Annotated in this window: 22 protein-coding genes; 3 read left to right on the forward strand and 19 right to left on the reverse strand. The window is 46.1% G+C overall.

What is annotated here, in order from left to right:
- Window positions 1-47 precede the first annotated feature (47 nt).
- From sigF to MHI27_RS22045, 4 genes are all read right to left on the reverse strand, one after another.
- A complete protein-coding gene (sigF, locus tag MHI27_RS22030; RefSeq protein WP_042129724.1) occupies window positions 48-803 on the reverse strand; it encodes an RNA polymerase sporulation sigma factor SigF in 756 nt (251 codons plus the stop codon).
- Between the two features lie 11 nt (window positions 804-814).
- On the reverse strand, window positions 815-1270 hold the full coding sequence (gene spoIIAB, locus MHI27_RS22035) for an anti-sigma F factor (RefSeq protein ID WP_042129726.1): 456 nt from the start codon (window positions 1268-1270) through the stop codon (window positions 815-817).
- Window positions 1267-1620 (reverse strand): anti-sigma F factor antagonist, encoded by a 354-nt coding sequence (gene spoIIAA, locus MHI27_RS22040; protein WP_042129729.1) that lies wholly within the window; start codon window positions 1618-1620, stop codon window positions 1267-1269. Before spoIIAA ends, spoIIAB begins: the two co-directional genes overlap by 4 nt.
- Before the next feature lie 175 nt (window positions 1621-1795).
- The gene (locus tag MHI27_RS22045; protein ID WP_405176779.1) at window positions 1796-2932 is read right to left on the reverse strand and encodes a D-alanyl-D-alanine carboxypeptidase family protein; all 1137 of its coding nucleotides are present in this window, start codon (window positions 2930-2932) and stop codon (window positions 1796-1798) included.
- 376 nt (window positions 2933-3308) lie between these two features.
- Here MHI27_RS22045 and MHI27_RS22050 point away from each other — a divergent pair, with 376 nt between their 5' ends.
- Window positions 3309-4322, forward strand: a complete 1014-nt coding sequence (locus tag MHI27_RS22050) for a serine hydrolase (RefSeq protein WP_340971698.1) — start codon at window positions 3309-3311, stop codon at window positions 4320-4322.
- A 103-nt stretch (window positions 4323-4425) separates the two neighbouring features.
- Here the strand turns inward: MHI27_RS22050 and MHI27_RS22055 are convergent, their stop codons facing one another.
- The 9 genes from MHI27_RS22055 to MHI27_RS22095 form a co-directional block, all read right to left on the reverse strand.
- Window positions 4426-5757 carry a pyrimidine-nucleoside phosphorylase gene (locus MHI27_RS22055; protein ID WP_340971701.1) on the reverse strand — a complete coding sequence of 444 codons (1332 nt, stop codon included), beginning with the start codon at window positions 5755-5757 and terminating at the stop codon, window positions 4426-4428.
- A 152-nt stretch (window positions 5758-5909) separates the two neighbouring features.
- Window positions 5910-6734, reverse strand: a complete 825-nt coding sequence (locus MHI27_RS22060) for a purine-nucleoside phosphorylase (protein WP_076284512.1) — start codon at window positions 6732-6734, stop codon at window positions 5910-5912.
- A gap of 45 nt (window positions 6735-6779) precedes the next feature.
- Window positions 6780-7958 carry a phosphopentomutase gene (gene deoB, locus MHI27_RS22065; protein WP_405174715.1) on the reverse strand — a complete coding sequence of 393 codons (1179 nt, stop codon included), beginning with the start codon at window positions 7956-7958 and terminating at the stop codon, window positions 6780-6782.
- Between the two features lie 227 nt (window positions 7959-8185).
- Window positions 8186-9079 carry a site-specific tyrosine recombinase XerD gene (gene xerD, locus MHI27_RS22070; RefSeq protein ID WP_042190365.1) on the reverse strand — a complete coding sequence of 298 codons (894 nt, stop codon included), beginning with the start codon at window positions 9077-9079 and terminating at the stop codon, window positions 8186-8188.
- A 158-nt stretch (window positions 9080-9237) separates the two neighbouring features.
- Window positions 9238-9471 (reverse strand): DUF4227 family protein, encoded by a 234-nt coding sequence (locus MHI27_RS22075; RefSeq protein ID WP_188114651.1) that lies wholly within the window; start codon window positions 9469-9471, stop codon window positions 9238-9240.
- 162 nt (window positions 9472-9633) lie between these two features.
- A complete protein-coding gene (locus MHI27_RS22080) occupies window positions 9634-10098 on the reverse strand; it encodes a Fur family transcriptional regulator (RefSeq protein ID WP_042129744.1) in 465 nt (154 codons plus the stop codon).
- 89 nt (window positions 10099-10187) lie between these two features.
- Window positions 10188-10838, reverse strand: coding sequence for a stage II sporulation protein M (gene spoIIM, locus MHI27_RS22085; protein ID WP_076284509.1), 651 nt, complete (start codon window positions 10836-10838; stop codon window positions 10188-10190).
- Between the two features lie 81 nt (window positions 10839-10919).
- Complete coding sequence (locus tag MHI27_RS22090; RefSeq protein ID WP_076284508.1) at window positions 10920-12119, reverse strand: endonuclease Q family protein; 1200 nt, start codon at window positions 12117-12119, stop codon at window positions 10920-10922.
- A complete protein-coding gene (locus tag MHI27_RS22095; RefSeq protein WP_076299537.1) occupies window positions 12110-12682 on the reverse strand; it encodes an NUDIX hydrolase in 573 nt (190 codons plus the stop codon). Before MHI27_RS22095 ends, MHI27_RS22090 begins: the two co-directional genes overlap by 10 nt.
- Window positions 12683-12759: 77 nt before the next feature.
- Here MHI27_RS22095 and MHI27_RS22100 point away from each other — a divergent pair, with 77 nt between their 5' ends.
- Entirely contained in the window at window positions 12760-12933 is a 174-nt protein-coding gene (locus MHI27_RS22100) for a hypothetical protein (protein ID WP_405174716.1), read from the forward strand.
- Window positions 12934-13152: 219 nt separating this feature from the next.
- On the opposite strand, the gene MHI27_RS22105 is transcribed toward MHI27_RS22100, so the two are convergent.
- Window positions 13153-14280, reverse strand: coding sequence for a tripeptidase T (locus MHI27_RS22105; RefSeq protein ID WP_405174717.1), 1128 nt, complete (start codon window positions 14278-14280; stop codon window positions 13153-13155).
- Between the two features lie 94 nt (window positions 14281-14374).
- On the opposite strand from MHI27_RS22105, the gene prli42 reads away from it, so the two are divergent.
- The gene (gene prli42 / locus MHI27_RS22110) at window positions 14375-14476 is read left to right on the forward strand and encodes a stressosome-associated protein Prli42 (protein WP_094872112.1); all 102 of its coding nucleotides are present in this window, start codon (window positions 14375-14377) and stop codon (window positions 14474-14476) included.
- Between the two features lie 82 nt (window positions 14477-14558).
- Here the strand turns inward: prli42 and lipB are convergent, their stop codons facing one another.
- The 5 genes from lipB to lpdA form a co-directional block, all read right to left on the reverse strand.
- On the reverse strand, window positions 14559-15269 hold the full coding sequence (gene lipB, locus MHI27_RS22115) for a lipoyl(octanoyl) transferase LipB (RefSeq protein ID WP_341060021.1): 711 nt from the start codon (window positions 15267-15269) through the stop codon (window positions 14559-14561).
- 57 nt (window positions 15270-15326) lie between these two features.
- Window positions 15327-16688, reverse strand: a complete 1362-nt coding sequence (locus MHI27_RS22120; protein ID WP_405174718.1) for a dihydrolipoamide acetyltransferase family protein — start codon at window positions 16686-16688, stop codon at window positions 15327-15329.
- 158 nt (window positions 16689-16846) lie between these two features.
- Window positions 16847-17833 (reverse strand): alpha-ketoacid dehydrogenase subunit beta, encoded by a 987-nt coding sequence (locus MHI27_RS22125; RefSeq protein WP_042190385.1) that lies wholly within the window; start codon window positions 17831-17833, stop codon window positions 16847-16849.
- A gap of 3 nt (window positions 17834-17836) precedes the next feature.
- Window positions 17837-18868, reverse strand: a complete 1032-nt coding sequence (locus tag MHI27_RS22130) for a thiamine pyrophosphate-dependent dehydrogenase E1 component subunit alpha (protein WP_042190387.1) — start codon at window positions 18866-18868, stop codon at window positions 17837-17839.
- A 130-nt stretch (window positions 18869-18998) separates the two neighbouring features.
- Complete coding sequence (gene lpdA / locus MHI27_RS22135; RefSeq protein ID WP_405174719.1) at window positions 18999-20420, reverse strand: dihydrolipoyl dehydrogenase; 1422 nt, start codon at window positions 20418-20420, stop codon at window positions 18999-19001.
- Window positions 20421-20539: the final 119 nt, after the last annotated feature.

Raw genomic sequence — 20539 nt, forward strand, 5'->3', positions numbered from 1 at the left:
GTTCTAATTCGCTATTTTACAAGCGTCATTACATGAATAACTTTATCCTACTGAGCAATCTGCTCACGGATATTCTGCAATATTTTCTTCTCCAGCCGGGATACCTGTACTTGAGAGATCCCTAGGCGACTGGCGACCTCCGACTGCGTTTGATCACGATAGTAGCGAAGATAAACAATCAGACGTTCACGTTCACTGAGGCCTCCGATAGCTTCATTTAATGCCAGCTTATCGAACCAACGCTCCTGTGATTCGTCAGCGATTTGATCAATCAGCGTGATCGGATCTCCATCATTCTCAAACACCGTCTCATGGATAGAGGTCGGTGGTTTATTGGCTTCTTGCGCGAATACCACTTCTTCGGGTGTAACCCCTAACGCTTCCGCAACTTCACCAATCGTAGGCAGACGATCAAGCGTTTTAGACATTTCGTCCTTCATCTTACGAACTTTATTAGCCATTTCCTTAAGGGAACGACTGACCTTCAAGGTGCCATCGTCACGAAGGAAACGCTGAATCTCACCGATAATCATCGGCACCGCATAAGTGGAGAACTTGACCTCATAGCTGAGGTCAAATTTATCAACGGACTTCAGGAGTCCAATGCAACCGATCTGGAACAAATCGTCAGGCTCATACCCGCGGTTCATAAACCGCTGTACTACCGACCAGACCAGTCGGATATTACAGCTTACAAGCGTGTCGCGGGCAAGACTATCTCCGGCCTGACTGAGCGCGATAAGACGTTTGACCTCCGCATCGTCCAAATAGGTCGGCGGAGCTTTTTTTGACTCTGCATCCATGGCTCCAACCCCTAATTGTATAAAGCTTTTTTCGAGACGATGGTTTTCTTCATTGAGATAGAAGTACCGTGTCCCGGTTCACTAGTGACTTCAAATTCATCCATGAAATTCTCCATAATAGTAAAGCCCATGCCCGACCGCTCCAGCTCTGGCTTAGAGGTATACAGCGGCTGTTGCGCCAGCTCCAAATCCTCAATGCCCCGTCCTTGATCCTCAATGGTTAGATGTACCGTTTCGTTGTCTAGCGATGCCGAAATGGTCACAATACCTTCCGGATCACTATCATACCCATGAATAATACAGTTGGTGACCGCTTCCGACACGACTGTCTTCAGATCATTCAGCTCGTCCATTGTAGGATCAAGCCGGGAAACGAACGCCGCTACGACTACACGCGCGAACGATTCGTTCTCCGAGCGTGCAGCGAACTGCACGTTCATGAAGTTACCAGCCTTACTATTTGTCATAACGCAACCTCCAAATCCGAGAGTGCAGTACTCTCGTCGTCATATAGGGGCATGATTTTAAACAGGCCTGACATTTCCAGCAGCCGCTTCACAGGTGCCGTTGCATCACACACAACCATTTTTCCACCTTTACTGTGGATCAGTTTATACCTTCCCAGAATCACGCCTAGGCCTGAACTGTCCATAAACTGCAGATGCTTAAGACTAAGAACCAAATGCGATACCTGACCACGCATAATCGCTTCATCCATATCCATTCTTACAAAATCGGCTGCGTGATGATCCAACTCCCCTGATAAACGGACAATCAACACACCCCTGTGATGCTCCATCTCCACATGAGAATTCATGCTTGCCACTCTCCTCTTCGTTGCTTTGAAAACTGACCTTGAAAGACAGTACCTATTCCCTTCAAGGACAAGGTTTTCTACGCGGCAAATCAGGAATCCTGCCTCACGACAAAACTAGAAGAAAACCCCTATGAATCTACAGAGTACATGGGGGTAATCTACAAAAAAACTGTTTTTAATCTACGCCGAACATCGAGCCTGTTGTGCGCTTAAAGAGCTTCCACCAGCCTGCTTTCGGCACAGCTTCCCCTGCTTTTAATTCATATTCCTTAATCACTTGGGTTCCTTGGTAGACCACTAGCTTGCCCACAGATTGACCTTCAGCTACTGGAGCCTTCACGCTTTCCGGCAATACTAGTTCGTAGCGAATGCCTTCTTGAGTCACACCTTTTTTCAAAAGAACACTGTACGTCTCTTTGGCCGTTATCGGCAGCTCGGATTTTACGCCCTTTTCAATCTTTAGGGTGCCGATGGCATCCCCTTCTTTGTGGATCGTGTGTACTTTATATTGCGAGAACAGGTAATCGAACATGCCTGACACTTCACTATTGCGCGTCTTTGTGTTCGGCTCGCCTAGCACAACAGCGACAGCACGTAGGCCATCTCTTGCTGCTGTAGCGGACAGACAGAATTTTGCCTCAGCAGTATAACCAGTCTTCAAACCATCAGCACCAGTGTAGAAACGCACTAGCTTGTTCGTGTTCACCAACCAGAACGGTTTGGTTGAATCCTTACGTAAGTAATCCTGATAGGAACCGGTATATTTGATAATTTGATCATGCTTCAAAAGCTCACGACTGATGACCGCAATATCGTAAGCTGAGGAATAGTGATTGGCGGCTGGAAGACCGTTGCAGTTGGCAAAATGGGTATCTTTTAGACCCAGTTCCTCTGCACGTTTATTCATCAGATCGACAAAAGCACTCTCTGAACCAGCTATTTTCTCCGCCATCGCCACAGAAGCATCATTACCAGAAGCCATAGCGATACCTTTAAGCATATCGTCTACCGACATTTCTTCACCAGGCTCCAGAAAAATCTGCGATCCGCCCATAGAAGCCGCATATTCACTTGTTCGCACCTTATCAGTCAGCTGCAGCCTTCCTTCATCCAGCGCTTCCACCGTTAGTAACATCGTCATAATCTTCGTAATACTTGCGGGAGGCAGCTTATCATGGCTGTTCTTCTCATAAATAACAGTTCCGGTACCAGCGTCCATCAAAATAGCAGAACGTGCTCCCGGTGCGAGGTCTACAGCGGCAGCATTACTGCCAGAGTCCTTGGTTTTTTCTTCTGCATAAGCGCCTGACATAGGTCCTAGAACCGATACAGCGATACAGAGCACAAGCACAGCAAAACGCATTTTTCTCACAATGGTTCCCCTCCTGAACGTTAACCTTCATATCACAGGTACTGTGTTCCAGTTTCGTCAGAAAGGGTGAAAATTATTCCATTTTTAAGGAAATAACCACAATTATTTATCTCAAGAAGTAAGGATGTCATCAATTAAAAAAAGCCCAGCAGCAGTTGCAGAGCATTTTTATTATAGGGGAGATTAAAAAATATTTCAAATTTAAAGTATTTCCATTTTTTTAGCTCTCATTTTAGGACTTTTAAAGGTAAATCGTAGACTTTCAACGAATGCTAACTAAGAACCTATACTGTCTTAAAGAGGAGTGAATATACGAATGAACCCACTAGAAACTTATATTGAGACAGAAGCAAAACAGAACGATTTCTCAGGCGTAGTACTAGCAAAACAATATGATAAAGAAATCGCCAGCAGCTGTCACGGTTATGCCAATAAGTCGGATAAGCGCGAAAACAATATTCATACTCGGTTCGGGATCGCTTCCGGGTGTAAAATATTCACAGCAATTGCCGTCTGTCAACTGGTCGAAAGAGGATTGATTTCTTTCGAAAGCAGATTATCAGACTATCTGAAGAAGGTAGAGTTCCCTCTCTTTAGTTCTGAAATCACCATACATCAGTTGCTTACGCATAGCTCTGGGATTCCAGATTATTTTGATGAAACAATCATGGATGACTTCGAAGAACTGTGGAAGACACAACCTATGTACACTTTACGGCAACTGGAAGATTTTATACCGATGTTTAGAAACCTCCCCATGATGTGGACCCCTGGTGAACGTTTCCACTACAACAATGCCGGATATATCGTGCTAGGTCTTCTGGTGGAGGAATTGAGTGGAATGTCCTTTTCCGATTATGTGGAGCTTCACATCTTTAAGCCTTGCGGAATGGAGCAATCCGGTTACTTTACGTTAGATGCCTTACCAGCCAACTGTGCACTAGGATACATAGAAGAAGAGAACGGTAGCTGGAGAAGCAACATCTATTCAATCCCGGTAAAAGGAGGCGCTGACGGTGGAGCTTTCGTAACCGCTCCTGACATGCAGTTATTCTGGAATGGGCTAATGAACCATACCCTTTTGAGTCCAGTACTCACTTCATTGTTGCTTACTCCCCACATACATGTGGATGGTGAAGGCTATTATGGTTATGGTGTATGGATCACCCTCCGAGAAGAAAAAGTGTTCAAGTTTCACATTATGGGCTACGATCCCGGTGTTTCCTTCCGATCGGCTATCTATCCGGCTAGTGGAGAGACTGTGGTCGTATTATGTAATACAAGCAGCGGGGCTTCTCAGATTTTCAATCTTATCGATAAGCATTTGTAGCTGCTCCGTCAAAAACGTTAAACAGCGAGCCTCCTATTAACGAGGCTCGCTGTTTTACTGTCTATTTCAGGTCTTTGTCATGACAATAATTACATTTCCTTGGCTAGTACCGTGTTACTCCATCCTTCGTAACAAGCGCGAACACCAATGGCAATGGTGGAACCGATTCAGAAGTAATACGGTAAGCTTCTAACACCTTGCCCTCAGCTTCCTCCACTTTCTTATCACTGGCATCATTGATATGCAATACTGCAAGTGTATCCCCAATCTCTACAGCATCTCCAACTTTTTTAGAGAGTTGAATACCTACAGCCAAATCTATTACAGATTCCTTGGTTTCACGTCCTGCACCAAGCAGCATAGCAGCAATACCGATTTCTTCTGCTTGAATCCCCTCAATGAAACCCTTAGTCTTCGCTTTCACTTCAATGAATCGTTTAGCAGCAGGGAGTTTCTCCGGATCATCGATTTGCGAAACATCTCCGCCTTGCGCACTCACGATCTGTTTGAATTTCTCCAGCGCTGTGCCATCTTCAATATGTGTCATCAGAATCGAACGAGCCTCCGCTTCATCCTTGGCTTTACCGCCAAGAACAAGCATCTGACTGCCCAGAATAAGGCAGACTTCCTGCAAATCTTTAGGACCGTGACCCTTCAAGGTCTCGATTCCTTCCTTAATTTCCAGCGCATTTCCGATCCCGTAACCCAGTGGCTGATCCATATCACTGATGATCGCAACGGTATTACGACCCAAATGGGTGCCGATATCCACCATAGCCTGGGCAAGCGCAATAGAATCGTCAAGCGTCTTCATAAAAGCACCGCTGCCGGTTTTGACATCCAGTACAATGGCGTCTGCACCCGCTGCAATCTTCTTGCTCATCACTGAGCTTGCAATAAGAGGGATGGATTCAACAGTTGCTGTTACATCCCGAAGGGCATACAGCTTTTTGTCAGCGGGTGTAATGTTGCCCGACTGGCCGATCACGGCAGCTCCGATCTCCCCTACTTGATCAAAGAAACGCTCGCGATCCATCTCTATAGAAAAGCCAGTGATCGACTCCAGCTTATCAAGTGTACCTCCTGTATGCCCAAGTCCGCGGCCGGACATCTTCGCTACCGGTACTCCAGCAGAGGCTACCAACGGTGCAAGCACCACGGTGGTTTTATCTCCCACTCCACCTGTGGAGTGCTTATCAACCTTAATGCCTGCGATTGGGCTCAGATCCACTTGATCACCGGACATCGCCATTTCCATCGTTAGATCACCGGTCTCCCGTGCGTTCATGCCTTGAAAATAAACCGCCATGGCCCAAGCGGAAAGTTGATAATCAGGAACTTCACCTTTACTATAGCCTTGAATTAGAAAGGATATTTCCTCACGGCTCAGCTCTCCACCGTCTCTTTTTTTCTGAATAATGTCGACAGCTCTCATTTTACACCTGCATTTCACGGACATTTGCGCGAGCAAATCCGATATATTTTGGTTTAGTTAAATTAACTACCTGTTCATGCGTCAATGGCTTAAATTTAATCACTTGTGTCATAATTATGACCTCCCAGTAATTCAAAATGCAGTGCCCGAAATTACATTTTCGGAATAAAGCCTAAGACCAGTTTCAAGAAACGTTCACGCACACGTTCTGCAGTTTCCATCACCTCTTCATGATTGAGAGGTTGATCCAGGATTCCCGCGGCCATGTTAGTAATACAGGAGATGCCCAAAACCTCAATACCTGCATGACGAGCAACAATGGTCTCCGATACAGTAGACATGCCCACAGCATCGGCACCTAGCGTACGAAGCATTACGATTTCAGCAGGCGTTTCGTAGCAAGGTCCCAATAGACCTGCATATACGCCTTCTTTGAACTCGAAATTCTGCTGAGCTGCCGTTTCCTTGGCTACCTGGATCAGGCGGCGACTGTAGGCGGTCGACATATCTGGGAAGCGCACACCAAGTGCAGGATCATTAGGTCCTATTAAAGGATTCCGCCCAGTCATATTAAGATGATCCGTAAGAAGCATAAGATCACCCGGCGTGAAATCTGTGTTCACTCCACCAGCTGCATTCGTTACTAGTAAACTCGCTATACCAAGCTCTTTCATAACCCGTACAGGGAATGCCGTTACCTCCGGTCCATAACCCTCATACATATGAAAGCGGCCCTTCATCATCACGACTCGGCGGCCTTCGATCATACCAATTAATAGCTCGCCCTCATGTCCTTCTACAGTAGACACAGGAAAGTGAGGAATCTCATCATATGGAATGCTTACTCCATCAGTAATAAGGTCTGCAAGCACACCGAGGCCTGAACCAAGGATCAATCCAATTTCCGGAGCCACCGGACATTTGTCTTTTATATAAATAGCTGCTTCTTGAATTTCTTTTTGAGTTAATGCGCTCATGGATGATCCTCCTTCATTGATGTTGTGGAGCAACCCACAACCCTTTTATTGCAGTTTCGCTAAAAAGCTTGTCCCATACTGCGGCGCCTTCGCACCAAAGTTATTAGCAATGGTTGCAGCTACATCAGAGAAGGTTTCACGAATGCCCAAACTTTCTGGATGTTTAAACCGCGGGCTATAGATTAAGAGCGGTACATATTCACGGGTATGGTCAGTTCCACTATGGATCGGATCGTTACCATGGTCTGCAGAAATAATCAATAGATCATCTTCACCGAGCGTAGATAGAATTTCAGGCAGGGCCTGATCGAACACTTCCAGTGCACGGCCGTATCCTTCTGGGTCACGACGATGTCCATACAAAGAATCAAAATCCACCAAATTCGTAAACAGGAAACCGTCAAACGGTTGACGAAGCTGCTCAATAGTAACTTCGATTCCATGTTCATTGCTCTTCGTTGGATAAGAAGCCGTAACTCCTTCTCCTGTAAAGATATCGTTGATCTTACCAACTGCGATAACATCCTTACCGATATCAGTCAGCGCGTTCATTACCGTTGGTTCTGGCGGCTTCACAGCATAGTCATGCCGGTTTGGCGTCCGAACGAATTTCCCTGGTTCGCCAACATATGGACGAGCAATCACGCGACCAACCGAGAATTCTGGAGCCATCGTCAGCTCACGGGCTATTTTACAAGCGCTGTACAGCTCTTCGAGTGGAATGATATCTTCATGTGCAGCAAGCTGGAATACGCTGTCCGCAGAGGTATAGACAATCCAAGCACCGGTTTTCATTTGTTCTTCGCCGTATTCAACAAGAATCTCCGTACCGGAAGCCGGTTTATTCCCGATTACCTTACGACCAGTTGCCGCTTCGAACTTCTCAATCAATTCTGCTGGAAAACCGTCAGGATACGTATTGAAAGGAACCTCAATCTTCAGCCCCATTAGCTCCCAGTGTCCGGTCATCGTATCCTTGCCTACAGATACTTCCTGCATTTTGCCGTAGTACCCTGTTGGTGAAGCTACAGGCTCTAGCGGGGGCAGCGGAGCAATATTAGCTAACCCGAGCTTCTGGAGATTAGGAAGCTTCAAACCAGGAACACGATCCAATATATGACCAAGCGTGTGCGACCCAGCATCACCGAAATTCGCAGCATCTGGCGCTTCACCGATACCAACACTATCTAGAACAATAAAACCAATTCGTTTAAATGAGGACATAGTTGTCTTCACTCCTTTTTTAATATAGATATTCTTTCGTACCAACAAGAAGAAACGGCTGTACCGTCTTCCAGAAGACATTCGCTTCCGAAGTTAGCGATACAATGTACCGCTTATCAGGTATCCGTTTCTGCTAAAAGATAACCTGCGGATCATTCCCCAGTCTATCCTTTCAGTATGATTCCATCATAACCATCTTACTCACAAAAAGCATCTTTAAAGCAGAATTATCGAGCTCTAGGATGGTGGCTCTCATATACTTCCTTCATATTCTTACGGGCTATACCGTTATAAATCTGAGTCGTCGAAATATCGGCATGACCCAGCATTTGTTGTACGGAACGCAAATCTGCTCCGCCTTCCAGTAAATGGGCTGCGAAGGAATGCCTAAGTGTATGCGGGGTAATATCCTGCTCAATGTTTGCTTCCCGTGCATATTTTTTTATGATTTTCCAAAAGCCTTGCCGGGTTAATCTTCCGCCTAGACTATTCAGGAACATGGCTGGTTCCTCCTGGTGATCACGAAGCAGCTTGTCCCGCATAAGTGAAGTGTAAGCCGCTACACTCTCAGCTGCAAGGGTTCCAATGGGAACTACCCGCTCCTTGCCAGAAGTTCCTGTACAACGCGCAAATTTCATATCCGTGTGCACATCATCTACGTTAAGTGAGATTAATTCAGAGACCTTAATGCCTGTTGCATAGAGTAATTCCAGCATAGCCTTATCGCGCATTCCTTGTGGCGTACTTACATCCGGCGCAGCCAATAACTGCTCTATTTCCGAAATGGTAAGCACCATAGGAGGTTTCTTATCAGGCTTCATGGTCTCCATGTCCAATGTTGGATCCTGCTCAATCAAACGTTCCTTCAGCAAATAATGAAAAAAAGCACGGAGGGACACTGCGCTCCTGTTCAACGTCGCTGTTGCTCGACCAGCTCCGCGTAATGAGCCAAGATATAATATCACATGCGATCTTCGGATCTCATCAGGCTGACTAGCCCCCCGCTCTTCAGCGAACTCCAGAAACTGCGATACATCCCTACCGTAAGATTCCAGTGTATTCGGGGACAAGCCTTTATCTCCGGACAAATAATGTAAAAACGGCTGCAAGTGTGACTTCATTATTTCACGCTCCTGTCCTGGCGCAGCTACTCATAGTGACTTCCTGCAGCACATTCAGCATGAGGGTTCTGCAGATGTGTACATTTAGTATACGCTGCATGAATCCACCTTGTTTTCTTCGACATTCTTCTCGCTTGTTCCTGCTTCCTGCGAAGCTTTCATTCTCCATACCAGTAATAGAAGCGCAAACGCTGTCTTGTATCCAGACCATCATCACCACGATCGGCATGATCAAAAGCCCGAACAGCGGAGCCTTCAGGAATTCCATAATTCTCTATCGGACTGATCCATTCACCAAGCCAGCTCATAGCACTGTAGAGCAAATAGCTTAGAGCCACAAACATGATCATAAAATACAGCTTTCGAACTGTTTTGGGCACAGAAACGATCATATGGACGCCTCCCTCTAACATACAGTTAAGATCTGCTCGTCCTTCACCTTATGCACCAAAACGGACTGATATGTATACCCCCAATAGACCAATCATTTAAAAAGCTCTCTCCGGTAAAAAAACCGGGGAGAGCTTATGAAGTGAATTTCATTATAAGATGACTTAGGACGGATTTCCGTTTGAATTATTCTTATCGCTACACCGATAGCATATCCCATGAAAATCAAGTCTATGATCAAGCACTGTGAAATTAAATTCTTTCTCCAGTCGCTCTTCTAGCGGACCTAACCAATCCTCGCGAATCTCATCCATACTACCGCATTGCACACAAATCAAATGATGATGATGGTGCTTCGCAGTATCTGTTCGCAGATCATAACGGGCGACACCGTCACCGAAGTTAATCTTTTCTACGACGTGAAGCTCGCTAAGAAGTTCCAGGGTACGATATACAGTCGCAAGACCGATCTCGGGAGCTTTCTCTTTCACGAGCATAAAAACATCTTCTGCGCTAAGATGATCTTCCTCATTCTCCAGCAGCACTCTTAAGGTCGCTTCCCGTTGGGGTGTAAGCTTGTATCCTTGGGATTGTAACTGTTGCTTAATTTTGTCTATCCGAGCTTCCATTGTCTCCCTCCCCCTTGGAAAATAACCTCACCGGTCTTCAAACCACTTCTTCCATTATAGGGGGTGTCGCTTTGAGAAGTCAAACGCTTTTACTGCAAGCCCAAGGTAGTCACTGCTTGTACAAGTGAAGGCGTAACCCAGCGCATCATGATCGGCGTAACATAGGTCTCAAAACTAGAAATGCCCAGAATCAACAGTGCCATTACAAGTGACAATATGGTGTACATAGTAAAAGGTCGAGTCACTGGCGTCCGACGTTGTCCTAGCACTCGGCTACGAATCATCTGTAAGGAAAAGGCGATCGCCGCTGCACTACTTACTAACAACACAGGAATCAGTACCAGATTGTGCGGAGCCACGGAGACTAATGCGAACAGCATTCCATGCCATGAATATTGACTTACTAGACAACCGACCGTAAAGCCGATCAATACCCCTTTAAGAAAATCAAGAATCAAGATTCCCGGCAGCCCGATGACTGATAATCCAAGGATCCAGATCAGCCCAATCCATTTCAGATTTAAGGCCGCTATACTCCAGTACGAATCAGGTGCTGCGGGTAGACCCTGCTGATCAACCGTTACAAAGAAATTTCCTAGATAATCCCCCAGCTCCTGTTGCTGATCCATCGTAAGCGCACTAACGATAAGAGCTCCAAATACAACACCTACCAGAAATAATACGCCGACAAAAATATACAGAGGCGTCTGTTCCTTCATCATCAGCCTTAAATTACGCATCGAGACGTTCCCCTTTCCGGTTACATGTTACACCATATGAGAAAACGTCCCGCGATATGACTTGTCCTTAGGACAATAACTCTACTTTCCAGGTTGTACGACTTTACCGTATGTTCCCCCACCGCCTGCTGATAATTCCAATATGCCTGAGCGGGCCCGAACGATCATAGCCGCCAAATCCACTCCTACTACGCTAGCAATTTCCGCTTCACCACAACCATGTAAAATGTTCATCTCCGTGCCAAAAGCTTGCAGTAACGCGTTCATCTTAGCCTTCCCGAGGCCTGGAATAAATTCAAGTGGAACCTGATAGTGATAAGGCGGACGGTTTGCGGGTACTAGAGGCGTCTTGCGGTCTGCGATATCTAGGATCCGGTCGAATACACCTCTCACCAATTTAAGACTGCCACAATACTGGCAGCGTTCCGATGTGACATAAGCTTCGTCAATAATACTGCCACAACCTCCGCAGTAGGTTCGGTGGTATTTACCCAGCCGGGGGTTAAGTCCGAAATTGGCAGTTACCTTCCGCCCTTCCTTACGTTCTAGTGCGAGTCGTAGTTCAGCAAAAGAAGGTCGTGCCAACGCCATTACATTATACTCTCGACCTAGTTTGCCCAGTGAATGCGCATCAGAGTTCGTTAGGAATGTGAAGTCATCCAGCTCAGAAAGATAACCCGCCATTTCCGAATCTGCACTCAGCCCTAGCTCAACTGCTGCTATGCGATCCAGATCAAAGATGTCTGCCATACGCTCCGCTGCACAGCCGTACAAGCCCTTGTGAGGCGTGAATATATGTGCAGGGATAAGAATGCCTCCCCGCCCATAAATCTCATCCTGAAGCTCCCTAGCCGGAGCATACAGGCGCTGGGAACTTAGATTCACATTCCGCATATAGCGGCTCATCCACGCACTAAAATCGGTCATGCGCTCCACGTCCGGCATGTAGGCGAGCACATGGCACTCTTTTCGCCCAGGCTCGCGGATTTCAATCTCTGTTCCCAGAATGATCGTAGTCCCTCGGTAAGCAATCCCTCCACCTTCAGCTAACGTCATCTCTCCAGATTCCAAGGAACGCTGAATATCACGTAGAACGCCTGGTGAATGACTATCAATAATACCGATCATTTCTAGTCCCTTGCGCTCTGCAGCCTCTTTGGCAATGCCCGCAAAGGTAAGCTCGCGGCTACCGCTGATTTTGACCGCTTGTCCTTCCGACGTTCGTCCAATATGAACATGCAGATCGCAATAGAAACTTTTCAATTCAGTTGTTAATTCCATTGGCCTGTCAGCGTGTATAGATGCCAAGCATACACTGCCATCATCGTCTTCGCGTCCGCGATGCGCCCGTCAGCCATATATTGATACGCTTCCTCCAGGGTAAGCTCCGAAACTTCTAGAAATTCGTCCTCGTCCAGGGACATATCCCCTGGCTTTGCATTAGTAGTCACATACAAATGAATAATCTCATCGGCGAAGCCGGGAGAAGTATAGAAGGATTTAAGCAATTTCAGATCTCCACTGTGAAATCCAGTCTCTTCTTGAAGTTCACGACCAGCCGCAACTAATGGATCTTCACCTTTATCCAGCTTCCCAGCCGGAATTTCTACTTCAGTGCGTTGCATGGGCTGACGGTATTGCTCTACAACAAGCATTTTGTTGTTGTTTAAAGCAAGCACCGCTACGGCGCCGGGATGCTTCACAACTTCACGTGTCGCAGTATTTCCATCAGGCAGTCTCACTGTGTCCACCTGTAAAGATATAATCTTCCCATCAAAAACAGGTTGTGTAGACAATGTCACTTCATCAAGCTCGGGTTTGCTGTGCAAATGTTGTTCTCCCATAAAGTTTCTGGTCTCCTTTTTCTCTATTGTGCATACGGTGTATTATAGCAAACTTAAAGGGAAAGAAGGAATTTCAGATGAACGAAATCTTCAGCCGTACAAGCTCATCCGCAGTTACAATGGTAGGTAAACCGCAGGAAATCAAGGCCATTTTAGCTAGGTGGATAGAGCGGTATGGGCCCGATATGCCTCTCTCATACATTCTCTCCCTAAAGGATCAATCCAAGATCATCCCAACCAAAGCAGGTTAAATTCACTCTCTCCTTTAGGATTTAATCATACATGTGCATCCGAATATAGAGGTGTCCCAAAAGGCGATAAATTTGCTTATAGCGTCATCTGGGTCCTTTAGCCTCAAATAACTTTTTTGGATGCCCCTAAATCTGGCTGCATTAAACTCCCCATAAAAAAATACAGAGCAGCAATCCACCGTTACGGTAGGATCGCTGCTCTGTTATTTTATAAGAAGGTTAGCCCTTCACACTCTCTTTAACAATATTTACTACAAGCTCAGCCACTTTAACGATATCTTCGGCTTTAATCCGTTCCTTAGTGGTATGGATATGCTCGTATCCTACTGCGAGATTAATGGTCGGAACATCTAAGCCATTGAATACGTTAGCGTCACTTCCTCCACCAGAGTGGAACAGACGCGGCGTAAGACCCATAGAAGTGATAGCCCGCTGCGCAAGCTGTACCACTGGATCATTTTCATTAAAGCTGAACGCCGGATAAATAATTTCACTGCGGAATTCGCATTCTGCACCGTATTCGCGGACAGTGGTCTCCAGTGCTTCACGCATCGAAGCGATTTGATCGCCAACTTTTTCCTGCACGATACTACGTGCTTCTGCGTCCAATTGAACGTGATCGCACACCACATTCGTAGGTCCGCCGCCAGCGAATTTACCGATATTCGCAGTCGTTTCGTTGTCGATCCGACCAAGCTTCATGGCTGCAATCGCTTTGCTGGCTACTTGAATCGCACTGATGCCGTCTTCTGGATTAACACCTGCATGAGCTGATTTTCCGAAGATTTGCATCGTAATCTTAGCTTGTGTAGGTGCCGCAACTGCAATCGCACCGACTTCACCATTGGAATCGAGTGCGAAACCGAAGTCTGCATCCAAATTGCTCGGATCCATCGAACGTGCACCTAGCAATCCAGATTCTTCACCCGCAGTAATTACGAACTGAATCTGACCATGTGGCAATTTTTGCTCTTGAATCGCTCTGATCGCTTCGAACAGTGCAGCTAGCCCAGCTTTGTCATCTGCTCCAAGGATCGTAGTGCCGTCACTTGTAATCCATCCATCCGCGCCGAGCGTAGGCTTGATATTTTGTCCAGGAACAACTGTATCCATGTGGCAAGTGAACAGAAGCTTTGGCGCAGATCCACCGTTCTCAGCCGGCCAGGTAATGAACAGATTACCCGCTCCATGTCCAGTTCTTTCCTGGGAATCATCTTCGGTAACTTCTAAGCCAAGAGCGTTAAATTTACTCTTGAGCACATCGGCAATCTGCCGTTCATTTCTTGTTTCACTATCAACTTGGACAAGCTCCATAAATTCTTGAATCAATCTGTCTTGTGAAATCACTGGACTTCCCTCTCTTTCGTGAATACGTTACAATGGTTGTACAGAAAGACCATCTTTATGCTATTAACTTAAACTAAATCTAAAGGAGTTACTCATGCAACGTAATAAGTGGTTCAAAATCTTCATCTACGTCATGTTGTTCGCCATGATTGCCTCTACGCTCTTTATGGTTATCGAGCCTTTCCTTGCAGGATAATATCTTCACAAGGAACATTGATAATAGCGGCTAGGGACCCCCTTGCCGCTATTTGGCTTGCCTGTTAGTTCGTTAATCAACCTTAAGCCATAGTGCCAAAGAACTCATCCTTCTCTTCATAAGGAAAGTGTCTTAGAAAATACGGAACCAATTCTTTGGCAACATCTTGAAGTTCAAAATGACGACCTGCACACTCCTCTAGGGAAGTTACTCCAAATTCAGTGATACCGCATGGAATAATCCCTTGAAAGCCGTATCCAGATATTCCTTCAGAAATGTTAAAAGCAAAACCATGGCTAGTAACAAACCCTCTTCGGAATTTGCTTTTGTTAAACTTAACACCAATGGCACAGATCTTCTCGTCGCCAACCCATACCCCTGTATACTCCGGCTTCCGTTCTCCTACAATTCCGTAGGATGCCAAATAATCAATAATCACTGCTTCCAGACTGCGCAAGTACCCGCGTAAATCTACCTTACCTTCTTCACCGAGCATAAGGATCGGATAACCTACAAGCTGACCCGGTCCGTGATATGTAATATCTCCTCCCCGGTCGATTTCAAACAGCGCAATTCCTTTTTCTTTGAGCTGCTCTTCATCTAGAAGAAGATGTTCGGGATGATTCTGTGAACCAATAGTATAGGTAGGCGGATGCTGCAAAAGAATCAATCGTTCCGGTTGCTCACCAGCATCAATGGCGTGCACACTTTCCTTTTGCAGATCCCAAGCCTCCCCATACTCCATAATAGGGTCATATGAAATCTGCAGCTTACGAATATCCGAATTATTCATACCGTCAGGTCCCCTTTTTCAGTCTCATGCCTGCACAGTTTGGCTCGTTATTATTTTTTAGTAAAGTTTCGTATCTGGGGTATATCCTTCAATGTTATCCTTGACGCGTTGCAAGAAACGACCGCAAATCACTCCGTCCAGAATCCGATGATCCAGCGACAGACAAATATTAGCCATTGATCTTACACCTATCATATCGTTAATGACCACAGGTCTTTTTACAATCGATTCAAACGTTAAAATCGCTGCCTGTGGATAGTTAATGATTGGATAAGAGAGAATGGAGCCAAATGAGCCGGTATTATTTACAGTGAAAGTCCCTCCCTGCAAATCTTCCAGACTCAGTTTGCCTTCGCGGGTTTTTTGTGCCAATTCATCAATCTCACGTGCCAGCCCGGCAACGTTTTTCTGATCAGCCTTCTTAATTACAGGAGTGATAACCGAATCTTCAGTACCTACCGCTAACGAGATATTGATATCACGTTTGACAATAATTTTGTCTACAGCCCAGACAGAGTTCATAATCGGATAATCCTTAATCGCACTCACAACAGCCTTCATCATGAAAGCCAGATAGGTTAGATTGATACCTTCCTTACGCTTGAACTCATCCTTATGTTTATTGCGCAGTGCGACCAGATTAGTCACATCTACCTCAATCATTGTCCAAGCATGCGGAATCTCCGAGACACTTTGGCGCATTCTTGTAGCGATTGTATTCCGGATTGGTGTTACATCAATCAGGTATTCCGAACTGCTGCCTCGTCCACCCTCGATTTCAATTGTTGGAATACGAGGAGATTCGCTCAAATGTAGACCCGAATGGCGAAGAGGCTCTTCCGCCTTCTTCTCTTGGGCTTGAACGAACTGTGGAGCAGGCGGTTGTGACACCACTGGGGTTGGTTGACTAGCAGAAATCGAAGCTGGAGATGTAGCTCCGCCACTTTCGATGAAGGCCAGCACATCCTTACGGGTAATTCGGCCACCCATACCAGTACCCATAACTAAAGTCAGGTCGATGTTATGCTCAGCCGCCAAAGTCTGTACCGCAGGAGAGTAGCGTGCACGCATCGTTTCGTTAGCAGTTGAAGTCGCATTTTGTTCTGCAACATTATTAGCTACAACTGTATTAGTGTTAGTCACGTTTACAGCAGCAGATGCAGTCACAGGCACGGCAATACGACAAATGACTTCGCCGACATTGACAACCTGACCTTCTTCCGCTAATAGTTCACCCATAACTCCATCTATCGTTGAAGGCAATTCAGCATTTACCTTATCTGTAATAAGCTCACATATTGGTTCGTATTGCTCTACCGGATCGCCCGGTTTCTTCAGCCATTTGCCGATCGTCGCCGATACTAGCGATTCCGCCAGCTGCGGCATGATCACGTCAGTCAACTTTTGGTTGTCAGACATCTTTTCACTCCTCAAATGTTTTACGAAATAAAACTCACTTCGTAAGCATAATCTTAAAAGTTTTACGAAGCTTCGCTTCTTAGAAATACTGCGCAGTAAAACTTGCATCGTAAGCATAATCTTTAAGTTTTACGAAGCTTCGCGTCCACTCAACTATTTTAATATTGCGCCAGTCGAAGCATTTCCGCCTTCACTTTTTCTTTGCTAAGCATGAAGAACTTCTCCATTGGAGGGCTGATTGGCATCGCTGGAACATCGGGACCACAAAGACGGAAGATCGGCGCGTCTAGTTCAAATAGACAATGCTCAGCGATAATCGCCGCCACTTCGCCACCAATACCGCCCGTTTTATTGTCCTCGTGCACAATAAGAACCTTCCCTGTCTCACGAGCAGCAGCTATGATCGCCTCACGATCAAGAGGCTGCAAGGTCCGCAGATCCAGAATATGCGCTGTAATGCCTTCTTCGCGCTCCAATTCTTCTGCTGCTTGCATCGCAAAATGCAATGGCAAACTATAACCAATAACCGTAATATCTGTTCCCTTACGCAGCAGATTAGCTTCGCCAATAGGAACGGTGTAATCACCTTCTGGCACTTCTTCCTTGATCAGCTTATAGCACTTTTTGTTCTCGAAGAATAAAACCGGATCAGGATCACGTACGGCTGCCTTCAAAAGTCCTTTTGCATCGTAAGCAGAGTAAGGTGCGACAATCTTCAATCCTGGTGTACCGAAGAAAATCGATTCCGGACACTGAGAATGGTACAGACCGCCGAATACACCACCGCCGATAGGCGCACGTATGACAACCGGGCAATTCCAATCGTTATTTGAACGATAGCGGATTTTGGCCGCTTCGCTAATGATTTGATTCGTTGCTGGAAGCATGAAGTCAGAGTACTGCATTTCAGCAATCGGCTTCATACCATACATAGCTGCACCAATCGCCACACCAGCTATAGCTGATTCCGCTAACGGTGTATCTAGTACACGTTCTTCTCCGAACTGTTCTTGCAGGCCTTTTGTTGTGGTAAATACGCCACCTTTGAGCCCCACGTCCTCACCAAGCACAAACACGGATTCATCGCGTTCCATTTCTTCCTTCATCGCGAGCCGAATGGCATCGATATATTCCATTATAGCCATGATTTATGCTCCTCCTTTCAGGTCGGAATCACTGTAAACATGCAGCAGTGTATCTTCCGGTTTCGGGAACGGAGCGTTGTCAGCATATTCGATTGCTGCTTTAAGCTCAAGATTGCATTCGGCAATAAGATCTTGTTCTTGCTCGTCACTCCAAAGTCCCAGACCGATCAGGTAATTACGGAATCCTGCTACGCCGTCCTTCTTCCAATTCTCATCAACCTCTTCTTTGGTCCGATAAGCCAAATCATTGTCCGAGGTGGAGTGTGGAGATAAACGGTACATCATGGCTTCGATTAACGTAGGACCTTCACCCGCAAGTGCTCTTTCCCGAGCTTCCTTAACGACACGATATACTTCCAGTGGATCATTGCCGTCTACACGCACACCTGGAAACCCATAACCCAGAGCACGATCGCTGACCTTACCGCCAAGCTGTTTGTGAGCAGGAATAGAGATCGCGTACTGATTATTCTGACACATGATAATAACCGGCAGCTTATTCACTCCGGCAAAGTTACAAGCTTCATGAAAATCGCCTTGGTTGCTAGAGCCTTCCCCGAAGGTTACAAATGAGACGAATTTTTTCTTTTGCATTTTGGCTGCCAAAGCAAAACCAACCGCATGAGGGACCTGCGTGGTTACAGGACTTGAGCCTGTCACAATACGCAGACGCTTACTACCAAAGTGACCTGGCATTTGCCGCCCACCACTGTTTGGATCTTCTGCCTTTGCGAACACAGACAGCATCAATTCACGAGTAGTCATACCCACGGAGAGTACGAAAGCATAATCACGGTAATAAGGTAAAAAATAATCATTCTGCCGGTCCAGCGCAAATGCTGCTGCTACCTGACCCGCCTCCTGGCCAATGCCGGAGACATGAAAGTTAATCTTGCCAGCGCGCTGAAGCAGCAGACTGCGCTCGTCGTATTTACGTGCGAGCAGCATATATCTGTACATATCGATGACCTGGCCGTCACTTAGTCCAAGCTGCTTATGTCTGTTAATCGTTTCTACAGTATCTTGGGATTCCATAAAGAGATACCTCCTTATTCATAAAGCCTGAGTCTTACAGGATTTAAGACCAATTGTATCCTGATCTTAAAACCTGGTACTAAGACTTGGCTTGAGTTTATTATAATCCCTTTTTACCCAAAAAGAAAAGCTAAATCCCGATAGATCTTCCATCTACAGCTAACATTGCTTCTCCAACGATCTCCGAAAGTGTAGGGTGAGCATGAATAGCCTCGCCAACCTCCCAAGGTGTTGCATCCAGCAGTTGAGCCAATGCAGCTTCCCCGATTAGATCGGTAACATGCGGACCTATCATCTGCACACCGAGAATATCTCCACTGCTTCGGTCCGCCACAACTTTAACAAACCCGTCCTTCTGACCGTACACAATCGCCTTGCCAATGGCCGAGAAGGGGAATTTACCAGTTACTACATCATGTCCCAATGCTTTAGCTTCCTTCTCAGTGTGACCCACACTCGCAACTTCAGGACGTGTGTAGACACAACGCGGTACAAGATGTGTATGATAAGGGTGAAGTTTCTCACCAGCGAGATGGTTGACCGCCATAATGCCTTCATGGCTGGCTGCATGAGCTAGTTGTAGTCCACCAATACAGTCACCAATCGCATAAATATGTGGCTCAGCCGTCTGCATACTAGCATTTACAGCAATAATTCCTTTATCAAAGCGAATATCAGTATTTTCCAGACCAATATTCTCTACATTCGCTACTCTACCTACGGATACAAGTAGCTTTTCTGCGGATAGACTTTGAGTTTGCTCTCCCTTACGGGCATCAATCGAAATTCCATCGTCCGTTACCTTGCAGGTTGCAGCATCCACTGTAGCTTCAGTCAGTATTTTAACCCCACGTTTTTTAAGTAAACGTTGCAGCTCTATAGCTACCTCTTCATCCTCTTGTGGCAGTAACTGACCAGCAGCTTCAACTACCGTTACCTGCACTCCGAAATCAACCAGCATAGAGGCCCATTCCACCCCTATTACTCCGCCTCCAACAATAATGATGGAAGAGGGTAACTCGTCGAGGGTGAGCGCTTCATCACTGCTAAGAATAACTTTCCCGTCTGGTTCCAGACCAGGTAATACACGCGGACGAGATCCTGTAGCAATAATAAGATGGTTAGAGACCACTGTTTCCATTTCACCGTCTTCTAGTTCCACAGCAACAGCACCACTACGCGGGGAAAAAATAGAGGGACCCGTTACGCGCCCCTTGCCTTTAATAACTTGTATTTTATTTTTGCGCATCAAATATTGTACGCCCTGATGAAGTTGTTCAACTACCGCTTCCTTGCGCTTTTGTACTTTTGGGAATACAAGCTGTACACCGCTTGTCTCAATGCCATAGCTCTCGCTCTCATTGATTTCAGCATATACCTCTGCGCTTCTGAGCAGCGATTTGCTAGGAATGCAGCCACGGTGCAGGCAGGTTCCTCCCAGTTTGTCCATTTCGATGACGACGACGGACTTTCCAAGCTGTGCAGCGCGAATGGCTGCCACATATCCCCCGGTTCCTCCGCCAAGTATGGCCACGTCACATGAAATTGTCATGATATGTATCCTCCAGTCATTACACGTAAGTTCATTTTACATTGTATATTGTACTCTCTTTTTAGAGTATTACAAAACTTATAAACGTCATATCCAAATGGACTTTTTCTTACTAAAGC

It is taken from the genome of Paenibacillus sp. FSL H8-0261 (assembly GCF_045040645.1).
Lineage (GTDB): Bacteria > Bacillota > Bacilli > Paenibacillales > Paenibacillaceae > Paenibacillus_AQ.